Annotated in this window: 12 protein-coding genes; 8 read left to right on the top strand and 4 right to left on the bottom strand. The window is 52.1% G+C overall.

Going from position 1 to position 17,865, the window contains the following annotated elements; all coding sequences use genetic code 11:
- The first annotated feature begins 110 nt into the window (after positions 1-110).
- From rhaM to fbp, 7 genes are all read left to right on the top strand, one after another.
- Positions 111-476, top strand: coding sequence for an L-rhamnose mutarotase (rhaM, locus tag BUE76_RS19680; RefSeq protein ID WP_245798377.1), 366 nt, complete (start codon positions 111-113; stop codon positions 474-476).
- Between the two features lie 12 nt (positions 477-488).
- On the top strand, positions 489-1,763 hold the full coding sequence (locus tag BUE76_RS19675) for a sugar isomerase (RefSeq protein WP_073044645.1): 1,275 nt from the start codon (positions 489-491) through the stop codon (positions 1,761-1,763).
- 81 nt (positions 1,764-1,844) lie between these two features.
- Complete coding sequence (locus tag BUE76_RS19670; protein WP_073044647.1) at positions 1,845-3,242, top strand: FGGY-family carbohydrate kinase; 1,398 nt, start codon at positions 1,845-1,847, stop codon at positions 3,240-3,242.
- Positions 3,239-3,973, top strand: a complete 735-nt coding sequence (locus BUE76_RS19665; RefSeq protein WP_073044649.1) for a (Fe-S)-binding protein — start codon at positions 3,239-3,241, stop codon at positions 3,971-3,973. The genes BUE76_RS19670 and BUE76_RS19665 overlap by 4 nt, the downstream gene beginning before the upstream one ends.
- 205 nt (positions 3,974-4,178) lie before the next feature.
- Complete coding sequence (locus BUE76_RS19660) at positions 4,179-5,561, top strand: lactate utilization protein B (protein ID WP_073044651.1); 1,383 nt, start codon at positions 4,179-4,181, stop codon at positions 5,559-5,561.
- Positions 5,558-6,130 carry a LutC/YkgG family protein gene (locus tag BUE76_RS19655; protein WP_073044653.1) on the top strand — a complete coding sequence of 191 codons (573 nt, stop codon included), beginning with the start codon at positions 5,558-5,560 and terminating at the stop codon, positions 6,128-6,130. Before BUE76_RS19660 ends, BUE76_RS19655 begins: the two co-directional genes overlap by 4 nt.
- A gap of 211 nt (positions 6,131-6,341) precedes the next feature.
- A complete protein-coding gene (gene fbp / locus BUE76_RS19650; RefSeq protein ID WP_073044655.1) occupies positions 6,342-7,346 on the top strand; it encodes a class 1 fructose-bisphosphatase in 1,005 nt (334 codons plus the stop codon).
- Between the two features lie 196 nt (positions 7,347-7,542).
- Here fbp and BUE76_RS19645 read toward each other — a convergent pair whose 3' ends face one another.
- From BUE76_RS19645 to BUE76_RS19630, 4 genes are all read right to left on the bottom strand, one after another.
- The gene (locus BUE76_RS19645; RefSeq protein ID WP_083596573.1) at positions 7,543-10,470 is read right to left on the bottom strand and encodes a TonB-dependent receptor; all 2,928 of its coding nucleotides are present in this window, start codon (positions 10,468-10,470) and stop codon (positions 7,543-7,545) included.
- Positions 10,471-10,826: 356 nt separating this feature from the next.
- Positions 10,827-11,831, bottom strand: coding sequence for a Hint domain-containing protein (locus tag BUE76_RS19640; RefSeq protein ID WP_073044658.1), 1,005 nt, complete (start codon positions 11,829-11,831; stop codon positions 10,827-10,829).
- Positions 11,832-11,862: 31 nt separating this feature from the next.
- A complete protein-coding gene (locus BUE76_RS19635; RefSeq protein WP_073044660.1) occupies positions 11,863-13,023 on the bottom strand; it encodes a pyridoxal phosphate-dependent aminotransferase in 1,161 nt (386 codons plus the stop codon).
- Positions 13,024-13,162: 139 nt separating this feature from the next.
- Positions 13,163-14,749, bottom strand: a complete 1,587-nt coding sequence (locus BUE76_RS19630; RefSeq protein ID WP_245798378.1) for a flavin monoamine oxidase family protein — start codon at positions 14,747-14,749, stop codon at positions 13,163-13,165.
- Positions 14,750-15,262: 513 nt separating this feature from the next.
- On the opposite strand from BUE76_RS19630, the gene BUE76_RS19625 reads away from it, so the two are divergent.
- Positions 15,263-17,725, top strand: a complete 2,463-nt coding sequence (locus BUE76_RS19625; protein ID WP_083596574.1) for a zinc-dependent metalloprotease — start codon at positions 15,263-15,265, stop codon at positions 17,723-17,725.
- The last annotated feature ends 140 nt before the right edge of the window (positions 17,726-17,865 follow it).

Here is a 17,865-nt window from a genome sequence, read left to right as displayed (position 1 = left end):
GACTAAAAAAGGGAGGCTGGATGGTATTCAGTTTTTTGCGACACTCACATACCTTATTTTCTAAAGCCAGCCTCCTTTTTTCTTTTTAATACAGTTAGCATTAACCGAATATGGAATCCCTGCAAACAAATACGGTTGTTACCGATGCTTCACTGGCCGGCCTGAAAAGGGTAGGGTTCAAGATGAAGCTGTTCCCCGGAAAAGAAGCGGAATACAAAAAGCGTCACGACGAATTGTGGCCCGAACTGGAAACCCTGTTGAAAGACGCTGGTATTCACCTGTATTCCATTTTCCTGGACAAAGAAACAGGCAGTTTGTTTGGTGTGTTGCATATTGCGGAGCCCACTAACCTTGATGCACTGCCCCAACAGGCCGTGATGCAGCGTTGGTGGCAGTATATGAGCGACATTATGGAAAGTAATCCCGACAACTCGCCGGTGAGCATTCCATTGGAAGAAGTTTTTTATTTACCCTAAAATGATTGCCGTATGATATTGGAGCAATACAAGGTGCAGGAAGCCAACGAGCAGCACCTGGCGGCGCACAAGCGCCATTTTGAGTTTGTAGCCGCATCGGTATCTGATGTGGAAGCGCTGTTGCAAAAGCTGGTCGATTTCCAGGTAGCCATCCCCTCATGGGCGCTGGGTACCGGCGGCACCCGCTTTGGCCGTTTTGCCGGCGGTGGCGAGCCCCGCAGCCTTGAAGAAAAGATGGAAGATGTAGGCCTGCTGCAACAGCTCAATAACAGCAGCGGCGCCATTTCCCTGCATATTCCCTGGGACATTCCTTCCAACTACAATAGCATCAAGGCACTGGCGGCACAGCACGGACTGAAGTTTGATGCCGTGAACTCCAATACCTTCCAGGACCAGCCTGGCCAGGAGCATTCGTATAAGTTTGGCTCTATGCAGCACGTAAACAAAGCCGTGCGCAAACAGGCGGTTGACCACAACATCGAAGTAATCAAGCATGGCGTGGAACTGGGTTCCGAATCGCTGACGGTATGGCTGTCGGATGGTTCCTGCTTCCCTGGCCAGCTCAACTTCCGGAAAGCCTTCCAGAACACTTTGGAGAGCCTGCAGGAAGTATATGCCGCACTCCCCGAGAACTGGAAAATGTTCGTGGAGTACAAGGCTTTTGAACCCAATTTTTATTCTACTACTGTTGGCGACTGGGGACAGAGCTTCCTTTATGCCAGCAAGCTGGGCGACCGTGCTTATACCCTTGTTGACCTCGGCCATCACCTGCCCAATGCCAATATCGAGCAGATCGTTTCGCTGCTGCTGATGGAAGGCAAACTGGGTGGTTTCCACTTCAACGATTCCAAGTACGGCGATGACGACCTGACGGTGGGTTCCATAAAGCCTTACCAGTTGTTCCTCATCTTCAACGAACTGGTGGAAGGTATGGATGCCCGTGGCATGAACCACGCTTCCGATCTGGGGTGGATGATCGATGCATCGCACAACGTGAAGGACCCGCTGGAAGACCTGCTGCAATCGGTGGAAGCCATCATGTGCGCTTATGCACAGGCCCTGCTGGTTGACCGCAAGGCGTTGGTAGCCGCACAGGATGCCAACGACGTGGTAGCTGCGCAGGAAATCCTGCAGAACGCCTTCCGCACCGATGTGCGCCCGCTGGTAGCCGAAGCACGCCTCCGTACCGGTGCCGCCCTGCAGCCCCTGCAACTGTTCCGTGCTCAAAAGATCCGCCAGCAACTGGTAGCTGCGAGAGGCAGCAAGACGGTTGCAACCGGCCTATAGTATTGTTAGGAGTTTGGGGTTAGGGGTTTGGTGTTGGAATCAAACCCTAAACTCCAAACTCCAAACTCCAAACCTTTTCGCATGCCCGCAACCCCTGTCATCGCGGTTTTTGATGTTGGTAAAACCAACAAGAAGCTGTTCCTCTTCGACGAGCAGTACCAGATTGTGTTTGAGCGTTCGGCCAAGTTTACCGAAACGGTAGACGAGGACGGCGACGCCTGTGAAAACCTCGAGAGCCTGCGCCTGTCGGTTTTTGATTCGCTGCGCGAGGTGTTCAACAAAAAAGAGTTTGAGGTTAAGGCCATCAACTTTTCTACCTATGGCGCTTCTTTCGTGTACATCAACGAAGGCGGGCAGCCGGTAGCACCTTTATACAACTACCTAAAAGCATTCCCTGCTGAATTGCAGGAAAAATTTTATGCGGATTATGGTGGCGAAGATGAAGTGTCGCGCCGCACGGCATCGCCGGTGTTGGGTAACCTCAACTCGGGGATGCAGGTGTACCGCATAAAACAACAAAAGCCCGAACTGTTTGCCCAAACAAAATGGGCGCTGCACCTGCCGCAGTATATGAGTTATATCCTGTCGGGGCACGCCTGCAGTGATATCACTTCCATTGGTTGTCACACCAACCTTTGGGATTTTGAAGCCAACAACTATCACCCCTGGGTACAGCAGGAAGGCATAGCCGAAAAGCTGGCGCCAGTTGAAGCCTGCGATACCGTAGTGCGGGCATTCTTCCCGGGTAATAACCTGAAAGTGGGCATTGGCCTGCACGACAGCAGTGCCGCGCTCATTCCTTACCTGCTCCATTTCCAGGAGCCCTTTGTGCTGATCTCCACCGGCACCTGGTGTATATCACTCAACCCTTTCAATGCATCGCCTTTGACAGTGGAGGAGTTGCACCAGGATTGTTTGTGTTATCTCACGTACAAAGGCGACCCGGTAAAAGCGGCCCGTGTATTTGCCGGTTACGAACACGAACTGCAAACCAAGCGCATTGCCGAACACTTCAACGTAAGTCCTTCCTTCTTCCGTTCCATGCCTTTTGATCCCGAAGTGTATGCAGCAATAGAAGGAAAGGAAAGCCTGCAACAAGCTGCCGATGCAACAGGCAAGGTGCTGAAAGAATCTCCTTTTGCACAGCGCGACCTGTCGTTGTATGCAAATGAAGAAGAGGCCTACCATCAACTGATTGCAGATCTTGTGCATTTGCAATATGCATCCACCAGCCTGGTGCTGCAGGGCAGCACTGTAAAACGCATTTTTGTGGATGGCGGTTTCAGCAAGAACAATATCTACATGAACCTGCTGGCAGCGGCCTTCCCTGGTATGGAAGTATATGCCGCTTCCATGGCGCAGGCAACAGCCATGGGTGCCGCATTGGTGTTGCACAAACACTGGAACCCCAAACCCATCCCTTCCAATATTATCGAACTGGAGTACTATCATTTGACTCCTTCTAATGCATTATCATGACCGTAGGATTGTTTGTTCCCTGTTATGTGGACCAGTTTTACCCGCAGGTGGCCATTGCCTCACTGCAACTGCTGGAAAAGCAGGGCCTCACCGTCCGTTTTCCCAAAAAGCAAACCTGCTGCGGACAGCCCATGGCCAACTCGGGTTTTGAACACCTGACGGGTGGTTGCAATAAAAATTTCCTGGAAGCCTTCGAAGGCTTTGACTATATCGTTTGTCCTTCCGGCTCCTGTGCGCTGCACGTAAAACACCACCTGAAAGTGGAAGGCCAGGAAGCCCTTGCTTCCGACATCCGCAACAGGGTGTACGAACTCACCGAGTTTCTCACCGATGTGTTGCAGGTGAAAAACTTAAAGGCACGTTTTCCCTACCGCGTGGGTATGCACCAAAGCTGTCACGGGCAGCGTGGGCTCAAGCTGTCGCAAATGAGTGAGCTGGTGGCTGCGCCTTTTTCCAAACCTGAAAGCCTGCTCCGCATGGTGCAGGATATCGAGATGGTGCAACTGGACCGGGTGGATGAGTGTTGTGGTTTCGGCGGCTCTTTTTGCGTGAGCGAAGAAGCCGTTAGTGCCCGTATGGGACAGGACCGCGTAGCCGATCACCAGCGCAACGGCGCACAGGTGATCACCGGCGCAGATATGAGTTGCCTGATGCACCTCGAAGGCATCCTGCGCAGGCAGGGTAGTGCGGTGCAGGTAAAGCATATTGCGGAGATATTGAATGGTGAATAGGGAATGGTGATTGGTGAGTAGTGATTGGTGATTAGTGAGTGGTGATTGGGTATTTGGTATTGGTGAATAGGTGATTGTAACAGCAAAGAAAATTGCTGACAAATAAATTCTGGATAGCAGCAGTGTTAAGCATTTGGTTTGGCTAGCAGCTAACGGCTAAAAGCTAAAAGCCAACAGCTAACGCCTGCTGCATAAATCAACTACCATGGCTGTAGTAAACGGAAAAGACCACGCGGCGCTTGCCGATGTGTTCAATAAGGACAAGGCCCGCGTAGGCTGGCACGATGAAACGCTCTGGTTTGTGCGCCAGAAGCGCGACAAGGCTGCACATGGTATTGCCGAATGGGAGCAATTGCGCCAGACGGCTTCCGATATCAAGGACCATGTGCTGAGCCGCCTGTCGCAATACTTGGTGGAGTTTGAAACGAGGGCCAAAGAAAACGGCATCATCGTGCACTGGGCTGCCGATGCCGAAGAGCACAACAGCATCGTGTTAGGCCTGCTGCAAAAAGCGGGTGTCAACCGCATGGTGAAAAGCAAGAGCATGCTCACCGAGGAATGTCACCTCAACGAGTTCCTAGCTAAGAAAGGCATCGAAGTAATTGATACCGATTTAGGTGAACGCATTGTGCAGTTGGCTGAAGAAGCGCCCAGCCACATTGTGCTGCCCTGTATCCATAAGAAGAAAGAAGAGATCGGCGCCCTGTTTCACAAACACCTGGGTACGCCTGCAGGCAATGCCGATCCGCAGTTCCTTACGGAGGCTGCAAGGCAGCACCTGCGCGAAAAGTTTTTGACCCGCCGCGTGGCATTGACCGGTGTCAACTTCGCCATTGCCGAAACGGGTGAATTCGTGGTGTGTACCAATGAAGGCAATGCCGATATGGGTGCTCACCTCGCCGATGTGCACATCGCCTGTATGGGCATCGAAAAGATCATCCCCAAACGCGAGCACCTGGGTGTGTTCCTGCGCCTGTTGGCTCGCAGTGCTACAGGGCAGCCGGTAACTACGTACAACAGTCATTTTAAAAAACCCCGCAAAGGCGCCGAGCTGCACGTGGTGCTGGTAGATAATGGCCGCAGCCGCCAGTTGGCCCGTAAAGATTTCCGCAACTCGCTCAAGTGTATCCGTTGCGCTGCCTGTTTTAATACCTGTCCCGTGTACCGCCGCAGTGGCGGGCATAGTTATCATACAGCCATTGCGGGTCCGATAGGTTCTATCCTGGCACCCAACCTCGATATGCGGCAGTACGCCGATCTGCCCTTTGCTTCCACGCTTTGCGGCTCGTGCAGCAATGTATGTCCCGTAAAAATTGACATCCACGACCAGTTGTACAAGTGGCGGCAGGTACTGGGTAAGGAAGGTTATGTACCCAAGAGCAAGGAACTGGGTATGAAGGGTCTTGCCATGGCCGTAAACAATGCAACGATGTTCAGTGTTGGCGGCAAACTGGGACGCTGGGTGATGCGCAATACGCCTTTTGTAGTGAACAATGGCATGAACCCTTGGTTCAAGCAAAGAGAAATGCCTGAAGCACCCAAAGAAAGCTTCCGGGAGTGGTACGCCAAAAACAGGAAAGAAGGATGAGTAGCCGCGATAAAATACTGGCAGTCGTAGCCGCCGCACAGCCCGATGCATTGCCTTTACCACAGGTAGGTATTCAGCCCGAGAAAAGGGATGTAGTGGCGCAGTTCACCGCCGTGCTCACCGGCATCGGTGGCAGGGTATGGCATGCTGCCGACAGGGCAGAAGCGCTGCAGCGTTTACAGGAAGGGTATACCGAAAGAGAACAGGTAATTGTTTTACCCGACCACCAAGACGTGGTGGATACTTCGATGCTGGATCCGCACCTGTTGCGTGATGTGGACTTAGCCATCATCACCGCATCACTAGCCGTTGCCGAAAACGGCGCCATATGGGTAACCGATGAAGCCTTGGTGCAAAGGGTGTTGCCTTTCATTACGCAAAACCTTGCAGTGCTGGTGCCCAAAGCTGCCCTAGTAGCTACCATGCACGATGCTTATGCAGCCATTGGTAAAATGGATTATGGCTTTGGCCTTTTTATAGCTGGTCCTTCTAAAACTGCCGATATCGAGCAATCGCTGGTATTGGGTGCACACGGATCGCGCAGCATGACCGTGGTACTGCTGGATTAATTAGCTGCGTTCTTCGATCGTTGTAGTAAATGCTTCCTGCCATGCTGTCGGCTGTTCTGTCGGGCACGTGGCGGTCTTATAGAGATTCCCATTCAAAGCTTGCTCCTTTAAAGGCTGCACCTGATGGTGCGGCAGCAAGGTATTGACCATGGTCCATGGACAATGGACCATGGTCAATACAGTTTGTCAAGTAACATTTAAAACAGACTCAATGACCAACAAAAGCTTTATGACGCTCGATGAATTTACCATCCAGCAACTCCGTTTGTTTCCCGGTGGCACCGGCGAACTGAGCCGCCTGCTTCGTGATATTGGTTTGGCTTCCAAGCGCATCAACGTGGAAGTAAACAAAGCCGGGTTGCAGGATATCATCGGCAACTTCGGCACTACCAATATCCAGGGTGAAGAAGTAAAGAAACTGGATATGCTGGCCAACAACCAATTACGCAATGTCCTGCGCAGTGGCATGAGCTGCGCCGGTGTATGCAGCGAAGAAGAGAACGAGATCATTGTATTTGACGACGAGTTGAGCAACAACAGCAAATACGTGGTGCTCTTCGATCCGCTGGATGGCAGCAGCAATATCGACACCAATATCACCATCGGTACCATCTTCAGTATTTTCAAAAGGGTTACGCCGCTGGGTACGCCTTGCACCATTGCCGACTTCCTGCAGGAAGGCCACAAACAGGTAGCTGCAGGTTATGTCATCTATGGCTCTTCCACCATGCTGGTATATGCTACCCGCTTGGGCGTAAATGGTTTTACGCTTGATCCCTCCATTGGCGAGTTTTGCCTCAGCCATCCCGAGATCGCCTGCCCCTCGGAAGGCAATACCTACTCGGTAAACGAAAGCAACTACGCCTGTTTCCCTGAAGGCGTACGTGCCTACCTCGATAGCCTGAAAGAAGGCAACCGGAAGAAAGAAGGTACCTATAGCCTGCGCTATGCAGGAAGCATGGTTGCCGACCTGCACCGTAACTTGATTAAGGGCGGTATCTTTTTGTATCCCGGTACGACGGAAAAAGCATCCGGCAAGCTGCGCCTGATGTACGAGTGCAACCCATTTGCCTATATCTACAAAATGGCAGGCGGCAAGGCCAATGATGGTAAACAGGATATCCTGAACATCGTGCCGCTGGATATTCATGAACGTTCGCCGCTGTTTGTAGGCAGCAAGGAGATGATGGAAGACCTGGAAACCTTCCTTGCCTAAGATTTTTTCAGTTTCAGAAATTGGATGGCTGCTATATAATACTATTTTCAATTAGGTAATTCGGCATGACACGTTTCTATTTTATAGCATTACCAAATTGAAATTGGTATAAATCGACAAGCAATCATGCCAGCAGTAAGCATAAATAACAAAAGCCGGAACCTCGTTCCGGCTTTTGTTATTTATGAAATACAGGTTATAAGCTCAGTGCCAGTTTGGTAAAGAGCCGCAAGCCATTAAAGCCCATTTGCACGGCATCAAAAGGGCCACCCGATTCGCTGTCGCCCCAGGAGCTGCGGCTGGCACCGGGTGTTACCGAAATGTTGGGATGTACGTTGAACAGGTTGTCTACACCCACAAACCATTTCAGGTTTTTGCTGATGTGGTAAGTGCCATAGATATCGGTAGTGGCCTTGCCGTTAAAAATGAAATCTTCGGGTACTACCGACTTGCCATCATCCGTCATCACGTAGGGATCCCAGCCCTGTCCCTGGTCGGAAATGCCTGCGCCGCCGGGGCCACCGGGTGCCGCACCGGGAAGGCTGGCATAGCCAAAGCCCTTGGTGGTGAGTTTGCCGAAATAAGTTACCCGGCTGCCCAGGGTAAACTTGCCCGGGTTGTACTCCAGCGAAAAGGAAACCTTGCTCTTTGGCGCCGACGCCATCAGGAAAGCCTGCTCACGGGTGCTGTAAAAGTTTTGCTGGTGGGCATAGGTGTCGTTGAGTGCCGAAGGGATATTGATCTTGTTGATCTTGATGCTTTGCAGGTTGCCTGCCAACAGGAACTTCAGGCTTTTGCCGCCCCATTTTTTGGTGTAATCGGCTACCACATCCACACCCTTATTGGTGGTGCTCACGGCGTTGGAAAAGAAGTTCACCGCACTCACGTTGTACGCTGTCAGGAAAGGTGCCAGTGCCGGTATGGACTCATCAAAGTTGCCGGTGATCACCACCCTGTTTTTCACTTTCACCAGGTAGCCGTCGAGGGTAAGGGTGAAGTTACGTGCCGGCTTGAGGGTAAAGCCCAAACTGGTATTCACCGACTCTTCCTGTTTCAGCTTGGGAATACCCGCTGCCTGTGTGATCACCGAGTTGTTGGGGCTAAGCTTGGTGTAGCGCAGGGTAGGGCCCAGTCCGGGCAGGTTTACGATGGTGGTGTTGGTGTTGCTGAAATTGATCTGCTGGAGCGATGGCGCCCTGAAGCCCGTACTCACCGAGCCGCGGATATTAAAGCCATCAGCCACCTTGTAGCGCGATGCCAGTTTATAGGTGTTTACAAATCCAAAATCGGAATAATTCTCAAAGCGGGCCGCACCATCCAGCAGCCATTTGGAAGTGAGGTCGAGAGCCAGGTTGATATAACCACCAACCGTAGTGCGGTGGGCATTGGCTTCATCGCCGGGCTGGTAGCCGGGGTAGCCCTGCGAGCCCGAACGCTTGTTGATGGTATCGCCACCCGATACATAATAGGCGCCGCCAAAACGATAGGAGTCGGGCTCGCCTGCATAAAGCTTATACTGCTCGTACCGGAACTCGGCACCCATGGATACGGTGAGTCCCTGGGCAACGGTATTGTAAAAGCGGTTCAGGTCGAGGTTGGCGGTGTTTTGCAAAAAGTTGAAGCCGCCATCGTCAAAATCGTTCTTGGTAGTTTGCAAAGGCTGCGGCAGGGAAGCATTGAAGGTTTTGTGGCCAAAGAAATGAAAGTCGTTGCGGCCGGTTACATTACTCAGGTCCCAGTTGTAGCCCTGGAGCAATCCTTTTTTAAAAGCACCCCTGAAGCCCATGGCAAAGGAGGCATCGTTGATATCAACGTTTTCCTGTGGGTTGAAGAAAGTTTCACCGTCGGATGTAGTGCGCATGATGCCGGGAACAAATACCAGGTTGCCCTGGTCATCGGTGGGAAAGCGGGCTGCCGCCGAGGAGAAGTTGCGCGTCCAGGCATATACATTGGAGCGCTTGTAATTGTAGCCGCCAAAAAAGTAAAACGTGGTGCTGCCGGTCAGTGGCAGTTCGGCATTTACCATACCGCCACCCGATTCAACGGAGCCATCGCCAAAAGCGCGGCGCCAGCTGTTTACCGGCAGGGCCTTGGCATTGGTGGTGAGGTTGGTGTCGGGCAGGGCACGGAAGGTTTTGCCATGTGCATAGAAGTTGCCCGAAAAGTTGATGAACCCGTTTTTCTTACCAAGCGGTAATCCATAGCTCACACCCAACTGGCCCGTTTGTCCATCCAGCCATTTGCCCGTATAAAACTGCGAGGGGTCGGCTGCGTTCAGGCTATTGTATTTGGGGTCATAAAAAGCACTGCCGCCGGTTACTACGTTGAGGTGCTTTATATCTTTTTTCAAAATAATATTGATCACACCCGCAATGGCATCGGAGCCATATTGCGCGGAGGCGCCATCCCGCAGGATTTCTACCCGTTCGATGGCTGCTTCCGGGATGGCATTGAGGTCGGTACCCGAGTTGCCACGACCCCGCGTGCCGCCCTGGTTTACAAAGGCGGAGAGGTGCCGCCTTTTACCGTTTACCAGCACCAGGGTATGATCGAAACCAAGGCCGCGCAGGCTGGCAAAATCAATGGCATCGGCGCCGTCGGCGCCGCTTTGCTTGTTGTAGTTAAAAGAAGGTACGCTGATATTGAGTTGCGAGGTGAGGTCTGGACGGCCGGTGTTCTGGCTGATAGAATTGAGCTGGATCACATCCACGGGCACCGGCGATTCGGTTTTCACGCGGGCATTGCCACGGGAGCCCACCATCACGATTTCCGACATTTCGGAGTAAGCATTCACCAGCTTTATCAGCAGTTCGGTGCCGGCCTGTGCCGCCAGGGCCTTGCCTTCATACCCGATGGCGTTCACGAGGATGGTTTCGCCGGGTTCGGCTTCGATGCTGAAGCTGCCGTCCTTGTCTGTAATGGTTCCGGCCTTGCTTTGTTTCAGCATGATACTGACACCTGCCAGCGGTGCACCAGCACTGGTTTGCACCTTGCCCTTAATGAGTGCTTTGGGTACAGCGGTGCGGATGCTTGCGGTGTGCACAGCCTGCGTGTTTTGCTGTGCAAAGGCGGGTGCCATCAGTAACAGCAATGCAGTGGATAGCAGCCATGGTTTTCGTGTCATATCTGTGTATTTGGTTTGCAAAAAAATATGGGCTCGTAGCTATGGCTTGCAATGTTGAGGAGGCGGTTTTACAAAGGATATGGGCATAAAGGGACTACTGCCGGTAAAGGCAGGCTTGCTGGTTTTGGGTAAGGGCAAAAGGGTAACCAGCCGCGGAAATGCAGCAGTAATGGGAAGGGTTTAAAAAGTGTTTGGGAAAAAAATGCCTGCCGGCTCCGAGCAAGTTGGAACGATATTGCCGGTTGCCGGCCGACATTGTTTTCGATAGGGATACGGGGGAGATTAAACGCTACATCTTATAGCCAGTTGGTTGTGGTTTTGGTTGCAGCCCAAACGCACAACTTATGTTTTCCTATTTATTTCTGGGGTTGCTTTTGCAGTACCATTACGCCGTCAATTACAAAAGTGCTGCCGCCTTCGGCGTCCATATTATACACCTGTTGCGTACCCTGAACGGTTTCATTTTTCTGCCATACCTGGTAGGGCTCGTACTTGTTGGTTTCTTTGTTGAGGCACCATACCTGCTGCCCTTCGCGCAGGGCGCCAAAGCTGCTGTTGCCTTCGGGTGTGGTAATGGGGTGGTTGGGTGTGGCTTCCACTTTGCGGATGCTCATGTGAACTTCGTGCCCCTGCTCCTTGCTTGCCTGTTGGGTACGCACCAGGGTGAGCTGTGTTACGGCATAATTCCTGGCTTCATGGGTGATGAGCTGTTTTACGGTAACCGCTTTTTGTGTGCCAGTAGCAGGATCAACGGTTATCACCTGGTCGCCGGCAACAATGGAAGCCAGTTGCTTTTTGCTGCCATTGGCCATCAGCACTTCCTCGTCGCCTGGGAAGCAGATATCATTGCCATAGGTAGCCGCTTCGGCGCGGTCGGCCTCGCCGCCTTTCAGCGTGGATTTATACGCCTGGAAACTGAATTCACGGGAAAGGACATACGAAAGTTTGAGAACGAAGTTGGGCTCTTCCTTGTCAATGGCATGTATGTCGGTAAAGTACTGCTCCCATACTTTGCCATCGGCAAAATTGTTGGGCAGGCATGCTGCATACTGTTTGCCTTTTTCGTTGGTGTAAAAGATCACGGTGCCCAGGTTGCTGCCGTCTTTTTTGGCGCTTAGGGCGTAGAGGTCCACCCTTTTTTTATTGCCATCATCGCCTGTAATGAAGTAAGGCTTTTTGCCTTCGTAGCGGTCCAGCACATAGGTGTTGTCAAACTTTACATAAGTATCGTTGTCCAGGTCGGCAACTTTGAAAGCTTTTGCTTTCTGGTACTCGTCGATGCTGATGCCGCGGGGTGCCTGTGCATTGGCGTGGTATAGGGATAATAGCAGGAAGGCCGCTGCCAGTGTGTGTTTACGCATGTGAAGTGTTTTGCAGTGAGGGTGTGATGGTTTAGGCCAGCTCCTTGAATGCTTTGGCAAAGGCCTGCATTTCTTCCATGGTGCCGATGCTTACGCGGCACCAGTCCTTGCTATTGAATTTCCAGGTGCGGATGCCTACGCCCCGCTTCATCATTTCGGTGGCAAACTTGCGCCCTTCCATGCTGATGGGGAACATCACGAAGTTGGCAGCAGAAGGCAGCCAGCTATAGCCTTCGGCTTTCAGGGTTTCGTAAAGAAAACTGCGGGAGGCAACGGTTTTGGTGCGGGCATCCTGCAGGAACTCCTGGTCCTGGTAGGCGGCCAGTGCGGCACCCAGCGAAGTGGCTGATATGCTCATGGGGCCGGCAGCATATTTCTCCAGGCGGGCAATGGTTGCGGGCAGGCCTGCTACATATCCCACCCGGAGGCCAGCAAAGCCATAGAGCTTGGAAAAGGTGCGGGCAATAATAATGTTTTGTCCCTGCCGCAGTCCTTCCATCAGTGATACGGCCTTGGGATTGTCGAGGTAGTCGATATAAGCTTCGTCAACAAATACGGTGGTCTTTTTGGATACCCTTTCGCAAAAAGCTTTCAGGCGGGCTGCATCGGTTACGGTAGCCGTAGGATTGTTGGGGTTGCAGATATACACCAGCGAAGTGTCTTGGTCGATGGCTTTTTCCATGGCATCCAGGTCGTACTGGTAGTCGGCAGTAAGCGGTACCCGCACCACCTTGGTGCCCAGCTCTTCGGCTTTTTGCAGCAGGTCTTCGTAAGTAGGACTTGCCGATACAATGGTGCCCTTGCCATAGGCAAGCGCTGCCGCCAGCAGCAGGGGAGAGGAGCCGGCGGAAAGCAGTACCTGGTCTTTTTGCAAACCCTCAAATGTTTGGATCTTTTGCTCCAGGCTGCGGATGGCTTCAATGGGGTACTGGTAGCTGAGGGAGATGGCTTCGTGCAGGGCTTTCTTGGCTTTGTCGGAAGGGCCGAAAGGGTTTTCGTTGGCCAGCAGCCGGGCAATGATGCCGGGGGGTGTGGTTTCAATTGCCGCCTTGTCCGAAAGCAGGTTTATGGGATCCTGTACAAAAGGAACGGAAGCTGCCGCGGCGGTTTGTACCAGGCCGGGTAGCAGGGTGTAGCCCCCGGTAAAAAGGGCGGCTTTTTTAAGCAGGGTTCTTCGGTGTAGTGTTGCCATCGTTATTGGTTTGTACTATTCAAATTCTTGGGTGGCAAGGCAACGCGTTAGGAAAGGGTACGGGTGTAAACAGGGTGTTTCAAAGGTTAACAACAGGTTGCTCGCAAGTGCTTGCTTGCAACCGGCATTCATCTGGAGGTCAGCTTACCTTGGGATAAGCTATTCTTTGATCGCTTACACGGGCATGGAGTGCGGTTACTACGCTGCGTGCCGACTCGAAAGCACCGGCCATCCAGCCATTGAGATAACTCAGGTGCTCGCCTGCGAAGTACACCTGCTTCTCGGGCTGCAACAGGTGGCTGTATAAGGATTTGCGTTCTTCGTCCGAGTAGATGGCCCAGCCACCCATCGAAAATTTTGTTTTGTGCCAGCTTACCGAAAAGGCTTTCTGTTCGTATTCTTTTTCATACTGCGGGTGCACCAGCATGCCTTTTTCATAAGCCAGCTTTTCTCTTTCGGCATACGACATATCGCCTACCTGTTTTGCCCGGTCGTTGAAGTTGTAATAACCGATCAGCATGCCCTTCTTGCCCAGGTAATCATTGGAGGGATAAAAGATCTGGTACAACAGGTTGTTGGTATGTGTGATGCCGCCATAGATCATCTCGTCTTCTTCCCAAAAACGCCTGCGAAACTGCATGCCTATTTTACCGCACTGTATATAGGCCGTTTTGTCGATGGCCCTGCTCACCGGTGAGGAGAAGTTGTGGTCTATATCGCTAAGAACGGTCAGCGGGATGGTGCATATACAGTAGTCGCCCTGCAACTGGTGCTGGCCGGCATTGTCGGTGTACGTAATGGTTACGCCTTCGCTGCCGTTTTTGATGCTGGTCACTTCCGTCCTGTACCGGATATTGCGGCCCACCTTTTTTCCCAGTTCTGTTGCAATGCGGTCGTTGCCGCCAACTGCCTGCAGCATGGTCATTTGCAACTCGATGGCGTATTCGGCAACATTGAAAAATTCGGGGTTGGCCAAACCCGAGCCGATCATATCGGCAAGGGGATGCGGGGCTGCATAATTACCGGTCTTAGTGCCGGAGCCAGGCAGCTCGCTATAACCGCGGCGTGCCGTGCCTTTATACAGGTTGTCGATATTGAGCCCGCCTTCCGCACGGATGTATTCTAAAAATTTTTCCGCGTCTTCCTTGCTCAGTGTGGTATCCAGTTGTTTGCTGTCGATGGCCTTGAAGAGCAGTTCGCTCATATAGCCGCGCATATCATTGTGTATCTCGCGCTTTCTTATTTTCTGGTTGGCCAGTTTTCCCTTGCCTTCACTGAAGTAATAACTGGCTTCGTTGATGTTGTTGTATACTTCCAGTGGGATGCCCAGTTCCTTGCAATAATGCAGGGTGAGCTGGTGGTGGTGCGGTATGCGCGAAGGGCCGGCGTTGAAATACAGCCCTTCTGAAAAGACGGCAGTGGATTTTCCATTATCGGTTTCTTCGGTTGTAGCACCATTCCTGGCAGTAAATAGCCTGCCCCCAGACCGGTCGCGGGCCTCGAGGATGGTACACTGGTAACCCAGTTTGGCCAGTTCGTAAGCGGCAGCCATCCCGGTGAGCCCCGCGCCCAGGATAATGATCTTTTTGCCCTGGCCGCTGCCCTGCCAGTCCATAGTATGGACAGGGGCGCTTTTAAGTAAGCCAAGGGCCATCATTGCGGGGTAGGTGGCGCCTGCAAAACTGCCGATTTGGGTGAGGAAATGACGACGGGTAAAAAGGTTCAAAATAGCCTGATTTGGTTTGTTCGCAGATTTCAGGGTTAAGATATGTTAATGAAAATAATGTTAAATGTTTTTACGAGTATTTATTTTGGTGGGAAAAGTAGGCAATTAAGTAATAGCTGGAAATCAATGTTTTAATTGATTTGACTGTTTTGTTTTCATGTATTATTCATTTTTATATAATAGTAAATATTCGTATTTAGATCCTAGTGTTTAAATAATTATTCTCCTTATCAAAAGTGTTTACCTTGAAAGACAAGTAAAAACTGATACTTATGAGCGCCTTTACCTGGCAAGCATTCATGTGATGATTTAGTATATGTATTTTAATCTTAAATTTTTTTTGACCAAAGATTTAAGTTTTGTGCATCTTGCTGTTCTGACAATGCTGAAGAGGTCGCTTGTGTAAAATGGCTTACTTTTCAGCTGTGCTGCAACGCTGCTTTCCATCCTTTGTTCAGGTAACCAGGGTTTCGGACTGGCGGAATATTCCCCTTCTTTAATGCGCTTATAAATATGGTAATCAAAAGACTCTTTTTGTTTTCTGCTGCATGCTTGTGTGCAGCGGGTTCTTTTGCGCAGGCAAAACCCGTTGCTGCCGAGTCGGTGCAAACGGGCATCAATGCTTCTGTAAATGGTATGCAACTGATGCCGGGTTATTTCCCGTTGTACTGGGATGCCAGGAAAGGCCGCATGCTGATGGTGGTGGATAAACTGGAGACCGAGTTTCTGTACTATGCTTCCCTTGCCGCCGGTGTGGGTTCCAATGATATTGGATTGGATCGTGGTAAACTGGGTCCATCGCATGTGGTGCAATTTGAGCGCTCCGGCAACAAGGTGTTGTTGGTGGAGAATAACCTCGATTACCGGGCTTTAAGTAAGGACGAGAACGAACGCAAGGCTGTCGCCCAGTCCTTTGCCCGGTCCGTGTTGTGGGGCTTTGAAGTGATGGGTGAAGAAGACGGCAAGGTGCTGATTGATGCAACGCCATTCTTTCTACAGCAGGATGCGGTGGGTGCCGCACAGGATATTGCCCGTACCCGCCAGGGCAGCTACCGGTTGGATGCAAGCCGCAGTGCTTTTTACCTGCCCCAAACAAGGAATTTCCCGCAGAATACCGAAGTGGAAGTGACCACCACCCTGGTGGGCGAAAATGCCGGTGCCTACCTGCGGCAGGTGGTGCCTACGCCGGGTTTTGTCACTTTGCGCCAGCACTTCTCCTTTGTGCAACTGCCCGACAACAACTATACGCCCCGTGTATTTGATCCCCGCACGGGTGTGGGCAGCATCTCTTATTTCGACTATGCTACACCGGTAGATCAACCTATTGAAAAGCGCTACATGCGCCGGCACCGGCTGGAGAAAAAAGATACTTCGGCAGCGGTGAGCGAGGCGGTAAAACCCATTGTTTATTACATCGACCCCGGTACGCCGGAGCCCATACGCACTGCGCTGATGGAAGGCACTGCCTGGTGGAATGATGCTTTTACAGCAGCCGGTTTCAAAGATGCTTTCCAGGTAAAGCTGCTGCCACCTGATGCCGACCCGATGGACATCCGCTACAACCTGGTGCAATGGGTGCACCGCTCTACGCGAGGCTGGAGCTATGGCGGCGGCATCACCGACCCGCGTACCGGCGAGATCATCAAGGGAAAGGTGACCCTGGGATCGTTGCGGGTGCGCCAGGACTTCCTGATTGCACAGGGTCTCCTGGCCGATTTTGAAGATGGCAAGCCACTGTCGCCTCAGATCATGCAAATGTGTATGGCCCGTATGCGCCAGCTGGCCGCACACGAGGTGGGGCATACCCTTGGTTTGCCGCACAACTATGTTGCCAGTAGTGAAAAGCGTGCATCGGTGATGGACTACCCGCATCCTTATGTAAAACTGGATAGCAAGGGTAATATCGACCTTTCGGATGCTTATGCGGAGGGTATTGGCACCTGGGACAAAGCGGCCATTACCATGGCCTATAAACCCTTTACAAAGGGTGCCGATGAGCGCAAGGAGCTGGAAACCCTGGTACAGCAGTTTCGCAAACAAGGGCTCAGTTTCCTTACCGACCAGGATGCAAGGCCTGCGGGCAGTGCACACCCGGCTACCCACCTCTGGGATAATGGTGCCAATGCTGTGGATGAACTAACACGGATCATGCAGGTGCGCAATAAAGTGCTTGCCGGTTTCTCGGATCGCAAAATTCCTGTTGGTGCGCCTATGGCTACCCTCGAGGAAGTGCTGGTGCCCATGTACCTGCTCCACCGCTACCAGGTGGAAGCGGCTGCCAAAGTGGTGGGCGGCGTTCGGTATAGCTATGCATTGCGGGGTGATGGGCAAACACCCTTGGCAGTAGTTCCTGCCAAAGAGCAGCTGCGTGCCCTTGATGCCTGTATTGCCACCCTGAAGCCTGAATTCCTGGCTTTGCCTCAAAACCTGCTTTCCCTAATACCGCCCAGGCCTTTTGGTTATGACAAAAACGAGCGGGAAACCTTCCGCGGTTATACCGGGCTCACCTTTGATCCGGTAGCGCCTGCTGAAACTTCGGCTTCTTTTACCCTGGGCTTCCTGCTGCATCCCGAAAGGGCCGCACGCCTGGAGCAGCAGCATGCCCTAAACCCGCAGCAGCCATCGCTGTACCGGGTTATTATGGGTATTCTCGGTGCTTCTCTTTTTGCACCCGAGGCAACCGGTTATCATGGCTTGATTCAGGAGGCGGTGAGCTACCAGGTATTGGTGCACCTGGTGAAGCTGTCGCAAAACCAGAACGCATCGGCCAAGGTTAGGGCTACCGCTATGCTGGCTATGCAGGATGTGCGCGGGTGGCTAAGTAAAAGGGTGGAAGCAGGTATCACGCGTAGTGGTCATTATCTTTTCCTGTTGGACCAGTTGAAGGATACCGGAAAAATGCCCGAAGCATTGTCTATGCCCGGTGCATTACCCATTCCGGATGGTGCGCCGATTGGTTGCGAGGATATGTATTGATTTGGGTTCCTTCCCCTTTATAAAAGGGGGTGACCTCCAGGCATTAAGTGTCGTCAGTCTCGGGGGATTTTCCCTGACCTTCAACCGTTGTTTCTTTTGCAAAGAGAGGGTTGTTGAAGGGCAGGGAAAATCCCCCGAAT

Source organism: Cnuella takakiae (genome assembly GCF_001953305.1).
GTDB classification, from domain to species: Bacteria; Bacteroidota; Bacteroidia; order Chitinophagales; family Chitinophagaceae; genus Flavisolibacter; species Flavisolibacter takakiae.
The sequence above is the reverse complement of the archived record's forward strand: the minus strand, read 5'-3'. Positions and strand labels throughout refer to the sequence as shown.